Source organism: Myxococcaceae bacterium JPH2 (assembly GCA_016458225.1).
In the GTDB taxonomy this organism is placed as follows: Bacteria; Myxococcota; Myxococcia; order Myxococcales; family Myxococcaceae; genus Citreicoccus.
Map to the genome: position 1 here is coordinate 24287 of JAEMGR010000033.1, position 18181 is coordinate 42467.

Below are 18181 nucleotides of genomic sequence, written 5' to 3' on the forward strand. Positions count from 1 at the left end.
CTCGATGGCGAAACTGCCGACACGCATTTCGGAGCTTCCGGTCGTCAAGCTGGCGTACCTGGCGAACCAGCTCCGCGCGAAGAAGGACGTGCTGGCCGCGGAGCCCATCGCGGTCATCGGCATGGCTTGTCGCTTTCCGGGGGGCGATGAGCTGCCCGAGACCTTCTGGCGCTTTCTTCGAGACGGAGGAGACGCGACGCGCGAGGTGCCGCGCGAGCGATGGAACATCGACGACATCTACGACCCCACCCCGGGCGTGACGGGCAAGGTCTACACGCGGCGCGGCGCGTTCATCGAGAACGTGGACCTGTTCGAGCCGAGCTTCTTCGGCATCCCGCCGCGCGACGCGAAGGACATGGATCCGCAGCAGCGACTCCTGCTGGAGGAGTGCTGGAGGGCGCTGGAGCGCTCGGGCATTCCTCCCGCGGGCCTCGCGGGGAGCCGCACGGGCGTCTTCGTGGGGCTGATGCACAACGACTACAATGTGCTCGGCATCACCGCGGGCGTGGAGATGCAGTCCGCGTCGTTGAACTACCCCTCGATGGCCGCGGGGCGCATCGCCCACACGTTGGGGTTCCAGGGGCCCGCGCTCACGGTGGACACCGCGTGCTCGTCCTCGGCCGTGGCGGTCCACCTCGCCTGCCAGAGCCTGCGCAACGACGAGAGCGACCTGGCGCTCGCGGGCGGGGTGAGCCTCAGCCTCTCGCCGCTCACCATGATGTTCGAGTGCCAGAACCGCATGCTGGCCGCGGATGGTCGATGCAAGGCCTTTGATGCCTCGGCGGATGGCTTCGGGCGAGGGGAGGGCTGCGGCGTCGTCGTCCTGCGGCGGCTGTCGGACGCGCTGGCGGCGGGAGATCAGATCCTCGCCGTCATCCGCAGCTCGGCGCTCAACCATGACGGGCGCAGCAGCGGCCTGATGGTTCCCAACGGGCGCTCCCAGGAGCGCGTGCTGCGCACGGCGCTGGAGAACGGCGGCGTGGAGCCGCACCAGGTGGGGTTCATCGAGGCGCACGGGACAGGGACCGCGCTGGGTGACCCGATCGAGATGGAGGCGATTCGCGCGGTCTATGGCCGGGGCGTCACGCGCGAGCGCCCGCTGTTCGTGGGCTCGGTGAAGACGAACATCGGGCACCTCGAGGCCGCAGCCGGCGTCGCGGGGCTCATCAAGGTCATCCTGGCGCTGCGCCACGAGACCATCCCCGCGCACCTGCACTTCGCGACGCCGAACCCGAACATCCGTTGGGACGACCTGCCCGTCGCCATCCCCACCACCGCGCAGCCGTGGCCCCGGGGCGAGTCACGCCGCATCGCGGGCGTGAGCAGCTTCGGCTTCAGCGGCACCAACGTGCACCTCCTGGTGGAGGAGGCCCCTCTCCTCGAGCGCCCCGCGCCAGCGCGTGAGCGCCCGCTGCATGTGCTGTCCCTGTCGGCGAAGACAGAGGCCGCGCTCGACGCGCTCATGGCCACCCATGAGGAGTCGTTGCCGAGTGACGACGCGGTCCTCGGGGACTGGTGCTACACGGCCAACGTGGGGCGCTCGCAGTTCGAGCACCGCGCGGCCGTCACGGGCGCCACCACCGAGGAGCTGCGCGCGGCGCTGAAGCGGCTGCGCGAGCAGAAGGCCGAACTCCCGCGCGAGCCTCGGCGTGGCATCGAGAGTCCCCGGCCTGTCTTCCTCTTCACGGGACAGGGCTCGCTGCGGCCCGGCGTGGGGCGCGAGCTGTCTGAACTCTGGCCCACCTTCCGCGAGGCCCTGCAGCGCTGCTCGGCCGCGCTGTCCGACCTCCTCACCCCGCGCCTGGAGGACATCCTCTTCGGTGAGGACGCGGCGCGACTCCAGGAGGACGCGCGCTGCGCGCAGCCCGCGCTGGTCGCGCTCGAGTTCGCGCTCTGCGAGCTGTGGGCCTCGTGGGGCATCGTCCCCGCGGCGGTGATGGGCCACAGCCTGGGGGAGTACGCCGCGGCCGTGGTCGCGGGCGTCATGAGCATCGAGGACGCGCTGCGGCTCGTCGTCGAGCGCGCCCGGCTGATGGGCGAAGCACCGGGTGATGGCGCGATGCTCGCCCTCACCGCGTCCGTGGAAGCGACGACGCGTGTCCTGACGCCGTTCTCCGAGGTCGTGTCCATCGCGGCCATCAACGGACCCGAGGAAGTGGTCGTCTCGGGGAGCCGGGCGGCGATCGCCGACCTGACCGGCGCGTTCGAGCGCGAGGGCGTGACGGGCAAGTTCCTGCGCGTCACCCATGCGTTCCATTCGCCGCTGATGGACCCCGTGGTGGGGCCCTTCGAGGCGTGCGTTCAAGGCGTGGCCCTCTCGCCACCGCGCCTGCCCTTCGTCTCGACGTTGGAGGGAGGCCTCGTCACCGACGCGCTCACGCGACCTGGCTACTGGAGCCGGCACCTGCGCGAGCCCGTGCGCTTCGCTCAGGGCCTGGAGTGCATGCGGGCCCTCAAGCACGGGACCTATCTGGAGGTCGGGCCCGCGCCGGTGCTCGCGGGGCTGGGCAGCCGGTTGTTCGCGGGACAGGACGCGCTGGCGTGGCTGCCGAGCCTGCGGCCCTCGGCGGGCGAGGCCGCGCAGCTCCTGTCCACCCTCGGAGGGCTGTACGCGCGCGGCTTCGACATCGACTGGGCGGGCTTCGATGCGCCCTTCGAGCGACGGCCGACGAACCTGCCGACCTATCCGTTCCAGCGCGAGCGCTACTGGCTCGAGATGGGCTCGGGTCGCTACGTGCCGGAGAAGGGCGGCGCGCGGGCGGATGCCCATCCACTGGCCGGCGCCCCCATGTCGCTCGCGGGCTCGCGCGAGACGCGCCTCGCGGCCCGATTGAGTTCTTCCTCGCCGGCCTACATCGCCGAGCACCGCGTGTTCGGCTCCACCGTCCTGCCGGCCGCTTGCTACGTGGAGATGGCCCTGAGCGCCGCGCTGACCGCGACGGAGCATGAGCGCCCCCTCTTGCTCCAGTCCTTCGAGCTGGAGCGCCCGTTGGTCTTCGGCGAGGGCTCGGTCTGCGACGTGCAGACGGTGCTCGTTCCGGAGGACGGGGGCTCGCGCTTCGAGATCCACGGCCGGGACGCCGAGGCCCAGGAGTGGCAGCGACTGGCGCGGGGCCTCGTCGCGGAGGTTCCCGCACCGGCGCCCAAGGTCGCGCTCGATGCGAGGTTCCTCGCGCGCTTCGGTGCGTCGAGTTCCGCGGCGCCGCTCTACGCCCTGATGGCGAAGCATGGGCTCGAGTATGGCCCGTCGTTCCAGGCCATCGAGGAGCTGCGCTTCGAGCCGAATGGATGTCTGGCGCGGATCCGCCTGCCGGATCAGCACGTCCTGGGCATGGAGGCGTACCGGCTGCATCCCCTCATCCTGGATGCCTGCTTCCAGACGGTCGCGGCCCTCTTCATGGAGGAGGCCCAGCGCTCGAAGTCCCACCGGCAGCGCATGCCTGTCGCCATCCAACGCCTGCGCTGGTTCCGGCGTCCGAGCAGCGCGATCTGGGTGCACGCGCGGAACAACGGGAACGCGGACCCTTCGGTGGAGATGCTCCACATCGACCTGCGCCTCCTGGGCGAGGACGGCGAGGTCATCGCCGAAGTGGATGGGCTCCAGCTCAAGCGCATCGACCGACAGGTCGTCCTCTCCGCGCGCCCGGAAGCCGCGCGGGAGGTGCTGCTGGAGATGGCGTGGAAGGAGCAGCCCGCGCCGCGCACCAGCGGCTCCGTTCCCCATGCGGGACGGTATGTGTTGGTGGCCGAGGCGGGGCCCGTCACGGACGCGCTGCGCGCACGGCTGGAGAGCCAGGCCGCGCGCTGCCTCGTCGTGACGCCAGGGGAGCGCTCCGCGCAGGACAGCGCGGATCGGTACTCGGTGGATCCGCGCGACCCCAAGGGCTTTGACGCCCTGTTCCGCGAGCTGTCCTCGCAGAAGGAGCCGACGACGGTGCTCTGGCTCGGGGACCTCGAGCGTCGCGCGGAGCGGCCCGATGCATCCCTGGCGGACGCGGCCCTGGAGGGAACCCTCGGGGCGCTGCACCTCGTGCAGGCCATGGCGCGCGCGACCTGGACGCGTCGCCCGGCGCTGTGGTTCGTGACCCGCGGAGCCGTCGCCGCGCGGGCCGGTGACACCGTGGGCGGCCTCGCGCAATCGCCGGTGTGGGGCCTGGGGCGCGCCGCCGCGCTGGAGCATCCCGAGCTGGGCTGCCGACTGGTGGACCTGGACGCCAGCGAAGAAGCGTCCGCACGACTCGTGATGCTGCTCGGCTCCGCGGTCGAGGAGAACCTGCTGGCCCTGCGCGGGGACCAGCTCCTCGCGGCGAGGCTCATGCGCGCCGACAAGGCCGGCGCGAAGTCCGAGCCTCCGAGAATCCACGCGGACGCGGCGTACCTCGTCACGGGAGGCCTGGGCGCGCTCGGCCTGGAGACCGCCACGTGGCTCGCGGACGCGGGGGCGCGTCACCTCGTCCTCTTGGGTCGAGGTGAGCCGAGTGAGCACGCGAAGGAACAGCTCGCGGCCCTGACGGCGCGAGGCTGTGCGGTGGTGGTGGCCCGGGCGGATGCGTCGCGCCGCGAGGACCTCCAGCGCGTGGTGGCGGAGATCTCCGCCCGAGGATTCGCGTTGCGCGGAGTCATCCACGCCGCGGGTGTCCTCGACGATGGGGTGCTGCCTCACCAGGACTCAGCCCGCATGGCGCGGGTGCTCGGGCCGAAGGTCCTGGGCGCGTGGAACCTGCACCTCGCCACGGCGGACCTGCCGCTCGACTTCTTCGTCTTGTACTCGTCCGCGGCGTCGCTCGTGGCCGTGGCGGGACAGGCCAACTACGTGGCCGCCAACACGTTCCTGGATGCGTTGGCCCATCATCGTCGCGCCCAGGGACTGCCTGCCCTCAGCGTCAACTGGGGCCGATGGGCGGGCGCGGGCATGGCGGAGCGGTCGCGCGGCCGTGGGCAGGGGAGTACGGAGGACGCCTCGGCGCTTCCCCCGCGTCGCGCGCTCGAAGTCCTGCAGGCGCTGCTCTCACGACAGGCCACGCAGGTGGGCGTGCTGCCCTTCAGCGCCACGTCGACGGAGGCGCCGCCTTCGCCCGGCCACGGCCGTCTCTTCTCCGCGCTCGCGGCGGGAACTCCCCCACGCGCCGCGGGTGCGACGCGGCTCACCGGCCTGCTGGAGGAGTTCAAGCGCGCTGACGCCGCCCGCCGTCGCGGTCTGCTGACCCACTACGTGCAGGACCGCTTGGCGCCGCTGCTGGGGTTCTCGCCCGAGCACGAGGTGCTCCAGCGCCGCATCTCACTCAATGAGATGGGGCTCGATTCGCTGCGCGCGGTCGAGCTGAAGAACCGGATGGGCCGTGAGCTGGGCGTGGACCTGCCCATGTCGCGCTTCATCGATGGAACGGGCATCGACGGAATCGTCGAGTCGCTGCACGCCCAGCTCGAACTGAGCGAGCTGCTCGCGCGCACGCCCACCTCCGCCACCGCCACCGAGGTCGAGGAGCTGACGCTATGAGAATGGGCGAGCTGCTTGCCGAGCTGAACCGGCGAGGACTCGAGGTCTGGGCGGAGGGTGACCTCTTGCGGCTTCGCGGCCCGAAGGGCGCCGCGGGCGACGACCTGCGCAAGGTCCTGGCCGAGCACAAGGGCGAGCTGTTGGAGCTGCTGCGCGAGCGCCATCGGGTCCGCGAGGTGCAACCCATCACCCGCGCGCCTCGTGACAAGCCCGCGCCGCTCTCGTTCGGCCAGCAGCGGCTGTGGTTCCTGGATCAGCTGGAGCCGGGCAGCTCCACCTACAACCTCGCGCTGCCGATGCGCGTGGAGGGCGCGCTCGACACCGACCTCCTGGAGCGCTGCTTCACGGAGATTATCCAGCGCCACGAGATCCTCCGCACGTACTACGCGGAGGAGGAGGGCGTTCCGGTTCAGATCGTGGACCCCGACCCTCGGCTCGAGTTCCGCGTGCTGTCCGAGGAGACGGTGCTCGCGCTCTGCCCCGAGGGCCTGGAGGCCTACCTGCATCGCGAGGGGCAGCGTCCCTTCGAGCTGAGCCGTGACGCGATGCTGCGGGTGCTCGTCATCACGCAGGGGACCCAGGGCCAGCTCGTCCAGGTGTGCATGCACCACATCGCGGCGGATGTCTGGGCGCGCGGCATCATCATCCGGGAGCTGATGATGCTGTACGCGGCCTTCTCCCAAGGAGAGCCGTCGCCGTTGCCGCCGCTGGAGCTCCAGTACTCCGACTTCGCCGTCTGGCAGCGCGGCTACCTGGTGGGCGAGGTGCGCCAGGGGCTGGTGGACTACTGGCGCAAGCAGCTCGCGGGCCTGTCTCCGCTGCAGGAGCTGCCCACGGACCATCCGCGCCCGCGCGTGCAGACCTTCGCGGGAGGCGAGGTCCGCTTCGATATCGAGCCTGAGCTGGCCGAGGGGCTCAAGGCGCTCGGCCATGCGGCGAACACCACGCCCTTCGTGAGCATGCTGGGCGCGTTCTTCGTCCTGCTCCACCGCTTGTCGGGCCGCGAGGACCTGGCCCTGGGCGCCAACTCCATCAACCGCGGCCGCGCGGAGCTGGAGCCCCTGGTCGGCTTCTTCGTCGACAACCTGGTGATGCGCGTGGACCTGAGCGGGCGGCCCAGCTTCCACACGGTGCTGGAGCGCGTTCGCGAAGTGGTGCTGGGCGCGTTCGCGCACCAGGATCTGCCGTTCGACCTGCTCGTCGAGGAGCTCAAGCCCCCGCGCAACCTGGGCTTCAATCCCTTGTTCCAGACGGTGTTCTCGTGGACGCGGGAGGCGGGCGGATTCTCGAACCCCGCCGGCGCGAAGATTCTGCCGCTCGAGTTCGAGACGACGGCCTCCCGGTTCGACCTCAACTTCTTCGCCGAGGACCACGGCGATCGCCTGACGGGGCGCATCGTCTTCAATCGCGAGCTGTTCGAGCGCGAGACCATCCAGCGCTACGTCGCGTGCTTCCTCACGCTGATGCGGGCGCTGGTGGCGGAGCCTCATCGCCCGGTGGCGGAGCTGCCCCTGGTGCCGGTGGCCGAGCGGGCCCGCTTGCTCCTCGAGTGGAACGACACCCGCGCCGCGCCGCCTCGCGCGGAGTGCCTGCACGCGCTCTTTGAAGCCCGCGCGGCCCGCACCCCGGACGCGTGCGCGCTGGTCCTCGGAGATTCGGAGCTCACCTACGGCGAGCTGGATCAGCAGAGCGACCGCCTCGCCGCGCAGCTCCAGACGTTGGGCGTGGGACCGGAGAAGGTCGTGGGCGTCTGCCTGGACCGGGCACCACGACTCATCGTGGGCCTGCTCGCGGTGCTCAAGGCGGGCGGCGCGTTCCTCCCGTTGGATCCCGACGAAGCCCCCGAGCGCCTGCGCCGCATCCTCACGGACGCGCGCCCGCACGTGCTGCTCGCCTCGGGCGAGGTCCCCGGCGCGGAAGGCCTGACGGTGGTCCTCCTGGATGACGAGGGCACGGGCCTGCCGAATGCCACGGGGCGCCGCCTGCGCCGCGACGTCACCGCGGAGAACCTCGCGTACATCCTCTACACCTCGGGTTCCACCGGGCAGCCCAAGGGCACCCAGGTGACGCACGCGAGCATCGTCAACTACCTGCGCTGGAGCGTGGAGGCGTACCGGCTCCCCGAGGGCTCGGGCAGTCCGGTGCTCGGCTCCATCAGCTTCGATGGAACGCTCACCAGCCTCTTCGCGCCGCTGCTGGCGGGGCGCGCCTTGTTCCTGCTTCCCCGCGGACAGGAACTGGAGCTGCTCGCCTCCCGCGAGTACCCCGAGCAAGGCCTGAGCTTCATCAAGATGACGCCCTCGCACCTGCGGGCGTTCGAGGGACTGGGCCGCGCGCGCGAGGTGCTGGAGCGCACGCACGCGGTCGTCCTCGGCGGCGAGGGGCTCCACGGCGGAGACCTCGCGCGCTGGCGGGAGCTGGGGCTCTCCACGCGCGTCATCAACGAGTATGGCCCCACCGAGGCGGCCGTGGCCTGCTCGTTCTTCGACGTGCCCCGCACGGACGCGCCGCTGCCGGAGCGCATCCCCATTGGTCGACCCATCACCCACACCCAGCTCTACATCCTGGATCGCCAGGGGCAGCTGGTTCCGCCGGGCGTGCCCGGTGAGCTGTACATCGGAGGGGCGGGCCTCGCGCGGGGCTACCTCGGGCGCCCGGACCTGACGGCGGAGCGGTTCGTCCCCCATCCCTTCGCGGGCGAGCTGCCCGGGCAGTCCGGCGCCCGCCTGTACCGCACCGGAGACGTGGCGCGGCACCTGCCCGACGGGAACATCGAGTACCTGGGCCGGCTGGATGATCAGCTCAAGATTCGCGGCCACCGGGTGGAGTCCGGCGAGGTCGAGTCCGCGCTCGCCCGTCATCCGCAGGTGGTCCACGCCGCGGTGGTGCTGCACCGCGCGCCGGGCGAGTCGCCGCGCCTGGTGGCCTACGTCCAGCCCACGCCTCCGAAGCCAGGAGACGCCGAGGACCTGGAGGTGGCGCTGCGACGGTTCCTCCAGGGACAGCTCCCCGAGTACATGTGGCCGTCGAGCTTCCTGGTGCTGCCCGAGCTGCCGCTCACGCCCAGCGGCAAGGTCGACCGCAAGGCATTGCCCGCGCCGCGTCCGCGCGACGCCGGCCTCGGCGTGCGGTCGGAGGCGCGCACCGAGACGGAGCGCCAGCTGGAGCCGCTGTTCCGTGAGCTGCTCGGACTCGACGCGGTGGCCCCCGACGCGAGCTTCTTCGAGCTGGGCGGACACTCCCTGCTCGCCATCCAGCTCATCGCGCGCATCCGGAGCACGCTCGGCGTGGACGTTCCGCTCAACGAGGTCTTCGAGCGACCGACCATCGAGGGCCTCGCTCAATGGCTCACGCGGGCGGATCGTCCGACCGCGCTCGCGGTGCGCCTGCCCGACTGCGTGGTGGCGCTCAAGCCTTGGGGCAGCAAGCCGCCGCTCTTCTGCACACCGCCGTCCGCGGGCAGCCCGGCGGTGTATGTCTCACTCGCGCGCCAGCTGTCTCCGGAGCAGCCGCTGTATGGCTTTCAGATGCCCGGGGTCACGGACGAGAAGCCGGCCCTGGCTTCCATCGAGGAGACCGCCGCGCTCTTCATCGACGGCATGCGGCAGGTCCAGCCGCAGGGGCCCTATCGCATCGCGGGCTGGTCCTACGGCGGCATCGTCGCCTGTGAGATGGCCCGGCAACTGGAGGCCCAGGGCGAGCACGTCGCGCTGCTGGCGTTGATCGACGGCGCATCGCTGGACCGCAAGGCCGCGCAAGACAGCCATGACGTGAAGGAAGCCGTCAGCACGGGCTCGCAGCTCGTGAAGGTGCTGGTCGAGACGCCGCTGCCGCGCGACTACGCGAGCCTGAAGCTCGTGGGCGAGTGGATGGGCATCAGCCTGCCCGACGCTCCCGGCGAGCTGCTCCGGCGCGACGCGGACGGCCGTCGCAGCTACCTCCGGCGCTTCCTCCGCGACGTCCGGCGCACAGCGCGAAACATGCTCGTCACCCTGCGCGCGGAGCGCTCGTACACCTTCTCCTCGTACGAGGGCCACGCCACGCTGTTCCGCGCGGGGCCGTCACGTCCGGGCAAGGATTCACTCGTCGAGAGCGTGCGCCGCTTCGCGCGCTCCGGCGTGGAAGTCATCAGCGTGCCGGGCAATCACATGACCCTCATCATGGATGAGCGGAACGTGACGGTCCTCGCGCAACACCTGCAGAACTGTCTGGATGAGGTGGCCGTCGCGCTCGCCAGACAGGAACCCCGCCGGACCGAGCCCACGCTGACTCGGTGGACCGGTTCTTCCTCGAAGGAGGTCGCGTGATGCCGCACCGGATTCTCGCATTGGATGGAACGCCCGTGTCTGGGGGCGAGGGGTATGTCTCGGCAGGCATGCTGGGCGCGTTGCGCCAGCTGCTCGACGAGAGTGGAGATTCACGAGCGCTGCTCAACCAGGTGGACATGTTCGTGGGCACCTCCGCGGGCTCGTTCAACGCGGCGTTCTTCGCCAGCGAGGCGGACCCGGACCGGGCCTTCGACAAGAGCCTCCAGTTCTGGGGAGAGGTCGTCTCCATGAACAAGAAGGGCGTCTCCCTGGCCCGCACCGTCCGGGCGCTGATGGGAGGCAGCTCGCTGCTGGATTCGAGCTACATGCGCGACTTCTTCTCCAGCTACTTCGGGCCCAACCTGAAGCTGGGAGACCTGAAGCGCAAGGTCGTCATTCCCTCGTTCCAACTGGATGGCAACCGGGGCGTCGTGCGCGCCTGGAAGGCCAAGGTGTTTCACAACACGGGCTCGGCCAACGACCCGGACATGAACGAGCTGGTGGTGGATGTCTTGATGCGCAGCGGCTCTCCGCCGATGTCGTATCCCATCTACCAGGGCATCCGGGAGAAGGGCAGCGGCTACGTGGATGGCGGGGTGTATGCGAACAACCCCTCGCTGATTGGCCTCGCGCAGATCATCAACGACGCGTCTCGCAAGTCCAAAGAGGAGAAGCTGGAGACGTTGGAGTCGGACGCGCCCGACCTGAGCAACATCCTGCTGCTGTCCATGGGCAACGGTGTCATGCCCAGCTACCTCGACCCCAAGTTCCGCGATGGCACGGCCAACTGGGGCTTCAGTGAGTGGCTGCTCGACCTGCGCGACCCCATGGTCCTGGTGAAGATGCTGCTCGATTCCGGCTCGGACGCCGTGCACTACCAGTGCCGGATGATTCTCCGGAAGCAGTACCTCCGGCTGAATCCTCCGGTGGAGAAGAGCCTGTCCGCCACCGACCTGGAGCAGGTCGACAAGGTGCTCGTCCAACTCCTGAGCCAGCAGTCCACGCAGGACCTCCTCCAGCGCACGCGCGTGTGGTTGCAGCGCTCCGGCTGGCTCGGAGGCGCCGCGGCCGCGGAGCCCCAACCCGCGTCCAAGGTGGGCTGAAGCCCGCGGTCCGTACCCGAGCGTGAGTGAACACAGGAGCCGTGGAATGACGCGCATCATCCTTGTCACGGGAAGTGGCGGAGTCGGAAAGACAACCGTGGCGGCCGCGACCGGCCTCGCTGCCTCGCGCCGAGGCACGCGAACGCTGGTGCTGTCTTTTGACCAAACGCGGGGCCTCCGCGACGCGCTCGGCCAGGACGCGCACCTGGACATCCAGACCCTCGACGTCCACGCCGAGCTGGCGCGTGGCTGGAACGAGGGGCGGGGCGACATCGCCACGCTCCTGGGCGGAGGACTGGAGGGCGTGACGGCCGAAGAGGTGGCGCTCGCGCCGGGCCTGGATGAGCTGCTCGCGCTGCTCCTCCTGGAGGAGCACGTTCGCTCGGGGCGCTACGCGTTGATCATCGTGGACGGGCCCTCGTTCGGCGCGGCGCTGCGCTTCGTGAGCGGCCCGGCCTCCCTGGGCTGGTACGTGCGGCGCTGGGCTGGCCCCGAGCGGAGCGTCCGCTGGGCCCGAGGGAACGTCGAGGCCCTCGCCCGGGTGCGCGATCGCCTGGGCGCGCTCGAGGCGCTGCTGCGCGATCCCGAGGTGACCACCCTTCGACTGGTGACGGCTCCCCGCGCCGGCGCGGTCGAGGAGGTGCGTCGGGCGTACTCGGCCTTCTGTCTCCAGGGGCTCTGTGTGGACGGCCTGGTGGTCAACCACCTCGGCTCCGCTCCGGCGGAGGACCTTGCTCGGACGCTCCAGGCGCAGGTCGAGCCGCTCCAGGTGGTCGAAGTGCCCCGGCAGTCCGCCGAGGTCGTGGGCCCCGAAGCGCTCATGGCCTTCGCCCGGCTGCTGCACGCGGACGGGGACCCCACCGGGGCCCGCGTCGCCTCGCCCGCGCTGGGGATCCGCAAGGACGCGGTGGATGTGTATTGCCTGGAGCTCCACCTGCCTTTCGCGACGCGAGACGAAGTCCATCTCTCGCGTCGTGAGGCGGAGCTGGTCATCCAGGTGGGTGACTTCCGGCGCAATGTCTTGCTTCCGCGCATGGTCGCCGCATTGGCGACCACGGGAGCCCGGCTGGAAGGAAACAGACTGATGGTGAGCTTTCAACCTGAGAGGAAAGACACATGACTTCGCAGAACAAGCGTTTGCCCAAGGGATTCTTTCGCCTGGAGACCCAACCCGAGGAAGGGGCACAGGTCGCCGGCTTCGTTGACGCGGTCATCCCCGGAGGGCGCGGCTTCGTGCAGCAGCTCTACCGCGCCAAGAGGGACTTCCTCCAGGGCGTGTCTCACTTGCTCGACGCGCAGATTCACGAGCTGGAGCACATCGACACGGCCATTCAGGACGACGCGCGCTCGGCGGGCGCCGAGGCCGGCGGCGAGCGGCGCCTCAGCCCGCGTATGAAGACCCTCAAGCAGTTGATGGAGGAGGCCACGCGCATGCGCGGCTCGGCGTCCAAGCAGAACGAGGCTCCGCCACAGGCGCAGGCCCAGGCGCCGCAGAAGCCCGCCGCGCCAGCCCCGGCCACCGCGCCGGAGAAGATCAAGCTCACCTAGCGCCAGCGAGCCGTTGAACGACCACGACGTTCTTTCGCCCCGTGGGAGCCCAGCGCCCCACGCGAGGCGTCCAGTGAGGAGGCAGTCGGGATGGCACACGAGGCAACGGGCCGGATTCTCGCGGAGCGGCTCGCCGCGCTATCACCCGAAAGACGCGCGTTGTTGGAGCTGGCGCTGAAGTCTCGCGGGACGGCGACGTCCGGCGAGGCACCCAGCGCTCGGGGCCGCGCACTCACCCTGGATGCGTTCTTCCGCGCCCAGGCGGAGCAGGGCGGGGGCACGGTGGGCGCGTTCCCAACGCTCGCCCTGCTCGGGGAAGTCATCCCCGCGTTCTCCTGGCTGGACGCGGCGCGCGGGGCGGCCTCCGGCGCGCAGGCCGTGCTCCTCGCCGAGGCGCACCGGGAGCTGCGCGGCGCGCTCTTCCGGAACGTGGACCTCACGCGCTGCGAGCGCATCCTGGGCTTCGGAGCGGGGCAGGGGCAGGAACTCGTGGCGCTCGCGCGCCGCACGGCGACGCACCACCTCGTCGGGCAGGCCTCCTCCGCCGCCGAGGTGGAGTCCACGCGCCAGCTCGTGCGCAGCCACGGCCTCGAAGACCGTGTCGCCACCACCACCGAAGCACTCGGGGGGGAGGCCGCCGGTGAGCCGTTCGATCTGGCCTTCGGGCTGGAGGCGCTGCGCCAGACGGAGGATCGCTCGGCGCTCTTCTCTGCCCTCGGCAAGCGCGTGAAGGAAGGGGGCCAGCTGGTCCTGGGTGACCTCTTCCTTCGCACCCGCCTGTCGCTCCCTCACGTCGAGCGACTGGGCCTGCCGCTCCTGGACGAGCTGTGCGCGGACCTCTCCGCCCATGGCTTCCTCATCGAGGACTGCGTGGACGCGGCGCGCGAGGCCGCGAACTACCTCCACGCGCCGGGCCTGGAGGCGCAGCTCCAGCGGCTGGGTTGGGCGGCGGATGATGTCCGGACCGAGGTCGCGCGGGCCCACGAGGCGCTCGCGGGATTGCTCGCGGGAGACGCCGTCTCGTACCTGCTGTTGACCGCGCGCAAGCAGTCCAAGCTGGAGGCGTCCCAGCTCGAAGCCCAGAACCGCGAGCGGCTCATGCGTGCCCCGCGCTACGCGGAGCTGCCGCACACGTGGCTGTACGCGCCGCGCTGGCGGCCCGCTCCGGAGCGCGCGAGCGAACCCGAGACGGAGGCCGCGCCCAAGCCTGTTCACTGTCTGCTCTTCGCGGACCGGGGGGGCGTGGCGGAGGCGCTGGCGCGGCACATCGAGGCGGCTGGCGGACGGTGCACGCTCGTGCGCGCCGGTACCTCATTCCGCTCGGTCGGCGCGGGCGGATACGAAGTCGCCCCGCGCGCGCCCGAGTCCTTCCATCAGCTCATGGCTTCGCTCACCGCCGCCGGCCTCACGCCGTCGCATGCGGTGTACCTGTGGAACCTGGACGCCCCTCGGCCCGAAGCGCTGTCGGTCCTCGAGCTTCAGGACGAGGCGCTCGATGGTTGCGGCGCGGTGCTGTACCTCACCCAGGCGCTGCTCAAGAGCGGCTCCGCGTCGCCCTCGCTCTGGGTCGTCACCCGCGGGGCGCAGCGCCTGGAGGAGCGGGGCGAGCTGCCCGGACTGGTGGGCGCTCCGCTGTGGGGCCTGGGCAAGGCCATCGCGTATGAGCACCCCGAGCTGGATTGCCGTCGCGTGGACCTCGACCCCAGTCGGGATGTCGAGTCCGCCGCGCTCGGGCTCTGGACGGAGCTGCGCGGTGGAGCGCGCGAGGACCAGGTCCTGTTCCGCGAGGGAGGCCGGCACGTGCTGCGGCTCGTTCGCCATCGCCAGTGGGATTGGGAGGGAGTGGGGCGCTGGTCGTTCCGCGCGGACGCCACGTATCTCGTGACGGGCGGACTCGGAGGACTCGGGCTGATGGTGGCCCGCTGGATGGTGGAGCACGGCGCGCGCCACCTCGTGCTGCTCGGGCGCAAGCGCGCCAGCGACGTGTCCACCCAGGAGGTGGGCGAGATGCGCGCCCGAGGCGCGACCATCGTCTCGCTCGCGGGCGTCTCGGTGGACTCGGACCTCGACTTCGTGATGACGGGCATCTCCAAGCGCATGCCTCCCTTGCGCGGCGTCATCCACGCGGCGACGGAGGTCGATGACGGCATCCTCGTGCACCAGACGCGTGAGCGCATGGGGCGCGTGTTCGCGGCGCAGGTCGCGGGCGCGTGGAACCTCCACCGCTGGCTGGCGGGCAGGCCGCTCGATTTCTTCCTCTCGCTGTCGTCCTCGACGTCGCTGCTCGGGGGCTCGGGGCAGACGAACCACCTGGCGGCCACGGCCTTCCTGGATGGCTTCGCCGAGTACCGCCGCTCGCTGGGACAACACGCCCAAAGCTCCAGTTGGAGCGCGTGGATGCAGCCAGGTGACGAAGCCCTCCAGGCCCTGGATGCGCGCATGCGCAAGAAGGGCGTGGGCATGCTGCCCGCCGAGCGCGCCTTCTCCGTGCTGGAGCAGGTCTTCGGGCCCGTGCCCGCGGTGGTGGGCGTCATGCCCATCCACTGGCCGACCTTCATCAGCGGACTCCCGGGCGATGCCCTGCCGCCGTTGTTCGAGGACTTCTGGGGCGGCTCGGACGCGGCTCGGAGTGACGCGAGCGGGCGTCGCGAGCTGCTGCGCCACGTGCGGAGCGGCTCGCGCGAGGAGGGCCGCGCGGCGGTGCTCGACTGGTTCCGCGCGAGGATCGCGCGAGTGCTGGAGCTGGGCGCCTCCCAGCTCCCCGAGCCCGAGCAGACGTTGCACGAGCTGGGCCTCGATTCGTTGATGGGCGTGGAGCTGAAGAAGCTGTTGCACAGCGAGCTTCGCGTCGAGTTCCCCCTTCAGGAGCTGCTGTCCGGCAAGAGCATCGGTGAGCTGTCGGACTCCCTCTACCTGGCGCTGCGCTGAATCCTTCAAAGGAGCTGGATGTGTCTGGTGATTCCATTCAAGTCCGATTCGTCGTCGCGCCGTTCCTCCCCGAGCATCAGCCCGCCCTCGGCGTCAGCACGATGCTCAGCCTCCTCCAGCAGAACGGCATCCGCGCGGATGTGCAGTATTTGAACGTGCAGTTCATGCGTCAGATTGGCTGGGAGCTGTATTACTACCTGTCCTACGCCACGCCTCCGGAGATCCTCGCCGGTGAGATGGCCTTCCTGCCCGCGTCGCCCGACCTCCTCCTGGGGGAGATGGTCTTCGCGCCGGCGCTCTGGGGCGAGGCGGCGTCGAACTGGGAGGAGTACGCGGACCGGCTCACGCCGCTCCTGGAGGTGAAGCAGCACACGGAGGGCGCCAGCTCGGGAGGTGGCGCGCGCCGCGAGCAAGCCCTGCACTGGGGCCGGGCCCGCGAACTCATCCGCGCGCTGCGCGAGGACAGCCCGCGCATCGTGAAGCAGTGGGCCCAGGAGATCCTCCGCGACAACCCCCGCGTCGTCGGCTTCACGTCCACCTTCCAGCAGAGCCTGGCCTCCCTGTCGCTGGCCAAGGAGCTGCGCCGGCTGCGGCCTCGTGAAGAGCTGACGCTCATCATGGGCGGCGCCAACTGCGAGGCGGACATGGGCAAGGCGCTCGCGGACAACTTCCCGTTCATGGACCACGTGGTGTCCGGCGAGGGAGAGGGCGTCATCCTGAGCCTCGTCCAGAACGTGCTGGAGAAGAGCGGAGGTCGCCCCCAGCCTCGCTACGTGGCGGCGCCGCAGATCGAGAACATGGACTCCCTGCCCATGCCCGACTTCGATCACTACTTCGCGGCCATCAAGGACATGCCCATGGCCAAGCGCGCCAACCTCACCGCCGAGTCATCGCGCGGCTGCTGGTGGGGCGCCAAGGCGCACTGCACGTTCTGCGGGCTCAACGGCTCCGGCATGGCCTATCGCAGCAAGGACCCGGGCCGCTTCGTCCAGGAGATGCGCACGTTGTCTCGGAAGTATGGCTTCAACTTCTTCATGATGGCCGACAACATCCTCGACCTGAAATACATCAAGTCGGTGTTCCCCGCGCTCATCACGCAAGGGGATGAGCTGACGATGTTCTACGAGACCAAGAGCAACCTGCGCAAAGATCAGCTGGAGCTGATGGTCGCGGGCGGCGTCACGGAACTCCAGCCGGGCATCGAGAGCCTCAGCACGGCGGTGCTGGAGCTGATGGACAAGGGGACCACCCGTCTCCAGAACATCCAGCTCATCAAGTGGTGCGAAGAGTTCGCCATCAACGTCAACTGGAACATCCTCTTCGGCTTCCCGGGAGAGCTGCCTTCGGAGTACGCGGCGATGGCCGAGCTCATGCCCTCGCTGTTTCACCTGCCGCCGCCGGGCGGAGCCGGGAAGATCCGGTTGGATCGCTTCGCGCCGTACTGGAAGACCCCCGAGAAGTACAAGCTCAAGAACGTCCGCCAGAAGTGGTCCTACGACTACGTCTACGCCCAGCTCCCTCCCGAGGAGCGCCGGCGCATCGCCTACTACTTCGACTACGACCACGAGGATGATCGCGACCCGACTGTCTACCTCCAGGACACCCTCAAGCGCACCGAGCAGTGGCGCGACGGCTACAGCCGTGGCGTGACGCTGGAGCTCAAGAAGGACGGGGACAAGACGTTCATCCTCGACTCGCGAGAGGGCGCGTCGCGCGAGACGCCGCTGACGGCGGACGGCCTGCGGCTGCTCAAGTTCATGGACTCCATCCAGAGTTCCCGCGCCGCGCTGGCGCACGTGAACGAGGGGCGCGAGGGAGGGCCGCTGTCGGAGGCGGACTTCGACGCGCTGCTCGCGAGCTTCGTCGAGCGCAACTGGATCATCTGCGAGGGCGCGCGCTACCTCAGCATCGTCCTGGACCGGGGCGAGCGTCAGCGCATCATCGACCTGAAGATCGCCGCGCAGCTCGGGACGATTGACTGGAAGAGCATGGGCGCCCGTCCGGCCGTGAGCCCGGGCCCCGCACTCGCTGCCGCAGGACACTAGGTCGCCCCGATGCCCAACGATCCGACCTCCTCCTCGCCGGAGGCGATGACGCCCCTTCAGCGGGCGGCGCTGGCCATCAAGACCCTCCGCGCGCGCGTGGAGGGCCTCGAACAGGCACGCTCGGAGCCCATCGCCATCATCGGGATGGGCTGTCGTTTCCCGGGCGGCGCGGACAGTCCGCGCCAGTACTGGGAGCTGTTGCGCTCGGGCACCGACGCGGTAGGGCCGGTGCCCGCGGATCGCTGGGATGCGGACGCGTACTACGCCCAGGACCCCGACGCGGCCTGGAAGATGAGCGTGCGAGAGGGCGGCTTCCTCTCGCAGCCCATCGCTGGGTTCGACTGTGAGTTCTTCGGGCTCTCGCCCCGCGAGGCCAGCTACGTGGACCCCCAGCAGCGCCTCATGCTGGAGGTCGCGTGGGAGGCCTTGGAGGACGCCGGCATCGCCCCGGGCTCGCTCGCGGGCAGCGAGACCGGCGTCTATGTCGGCTTCTTGAGCAGTGATTACGGCCGCGTCCCCTTCAATGCCATCAAGACCGGGGACCTGCCGTACATGGGTACCGGCAACGAGCTGAGCTTCTCGGCGGGGCGCGTCTCGTATGTCTTGGGATTGCAGGGCCCCTCGATGGTGGTGGCCACGGCGTGCTCGTCCGCGCTCGTGTCCGTGCACCTCGCGGCGCAGGCCCTGCGCCAGGGCGAGTGCGCGTTGGCGCTCGCGGGCGGCGTGAACCTCATCCTCCATCCGGACAACAAC

Annotated in this window: 8 protein-coding genes; all 8 read left to right on the forward strand. The window is 70.2% G+C overall.

Annotation, left to right across the window (positions count from 1 at the left end; translation table 11 throughout):
- The first annotated feature begins 4 nt into the window (after nt 1-4).
- Nucleotides 5-5497 carry a type I polyketide synthase gene (locus JGU66_31320; GenBank protein ID MBJ6765278.1) on the forward strand — a complete coding sequence of 1831 codons (5493 nt, stop codon included), beginning with the start codon at nt 5-7 and terminating at the stop codon, nt 5495-5497.
- A complete protein-coding gene (locus JGU66_31325; protein MBJ6765279.1) occupies nt 5494-9804 on the forward strand; it encodes an amino acid adenylation domain-containing protein in 4311 nt (1436 codons plus the stop codon). The genes JGU66_31320 and JGU66_31325 overlap by 4 nt, the downstream gene beginning before the upstream one ends.
- Nucleotides 9804-10907, forward strand: a complete 1104-nt coding sequence (locus JGU66_31330) for a patatin-like phospholipase family protein (protein MBJ6765280.1) — start codon at nt 9804-9806, stop codon at nt 10905-10907. Before JGU66_31325 ends, JGU66_31330 begins: the two co-directional genes overlap by 1 nt.
- A 46-nt stretch (nt 10908-10953) precedes the next feature.
- A complete protein-coding gene (locus tag JGU66_31335) occupies nt 10954-12027 on the forward strand; it encodes an ArsA family ATPase (GenBank protein ID MBJ6765281.1) in 1074 nt (357 codons plus the stop codon).
- Complete coding sequence (locus tag JGU66_31340) at nt 12024-12455, forward strand: hypothetical protein (protein MBJ6765282.1); 432 nt, start codon at nt 12024-12026, stop codon at nt 12453-12455. The genes JGU66_31335 and JGU66_31340 overlap by 4 nt, the downstream gene beginning before the upstream one ends.
- A gap of 90 nt (nt 12456-12545) precedes the next feature.
- Nucleotides 12546-15383, forward strand: coding sequence for a KR domain-containing protein (locus tag JGU66_31345; GenBank protein MBJ6765283.1), 2838 nt, complete (start codon nt 12546-12548; stop codon nt 15381-15383).
- A gap of 20 nt (nt 15384-15403) precedes the next feature.
- The gene (locus JGU66_31350) at nt 15404-17428 is read left to right on the forward strand and encodes a RiPP maturation radical SAM C-methyltransferase (GenBank protein ID MBJ6765284.1); all 2025 of its coding nucleotides are present in this window, start codon (nt 15404-15406) and stop codon (nt 17426-17428) included.
- Nucleotides 17429-17437: 9 nt separating this feature from the next.
- Nucleotides 17438-18181, forward strand: a 744-nt coding sequence (locus tag JGU66_31355) for a polyketide synthase (protein ID MBJ6765285.1), incomplete at its 3' end; no start/stop codon positions are given.

Coding starts and splice junctions, on each gene's coding strand:
- JGU66_31335 (MBJ6765281.1), top strand. CDS start 10,954: ATGACGCGCATCATCCTTGTCACGGGAAGTGGCGGAGTCGGAAAGACA.
- JGU66_31325 (MBJ6765279.1), top strand. CDS start 5,494: ATGAGAATGGGCGAGCTGCTTGCCGAGCTGAACCGGCGAGGACTCGAG.
- JGU66_31345 (MBJ6765283.1), top strand. CDS start 12,546: ATGGCACACGAGGCAACGGGCCGGATTCTCGCGGAGCGGCTCGCCGCG.
- JGU66_31320 (MBJ6765278.1), top strand. CDS start 5: ATGGCGAAACTGCCGACACGCATTTCGGAGCTTCCGGTCGTCAAGCTG.
- JGU66_31330 (MBJ6765280.1), top strand. CDS start 9,804: ATGCCGCACCGGATTCTCGCATTGGATGGAACGCCCGTGTCTGGGGGC.
- JGU66_31340 (MBJ6765282.1), top strand. CDS start 12,024: ATGACTTCGCAGAACAAGCGTTTGCCCAAGGGATTCTTTCGCCTGGAG.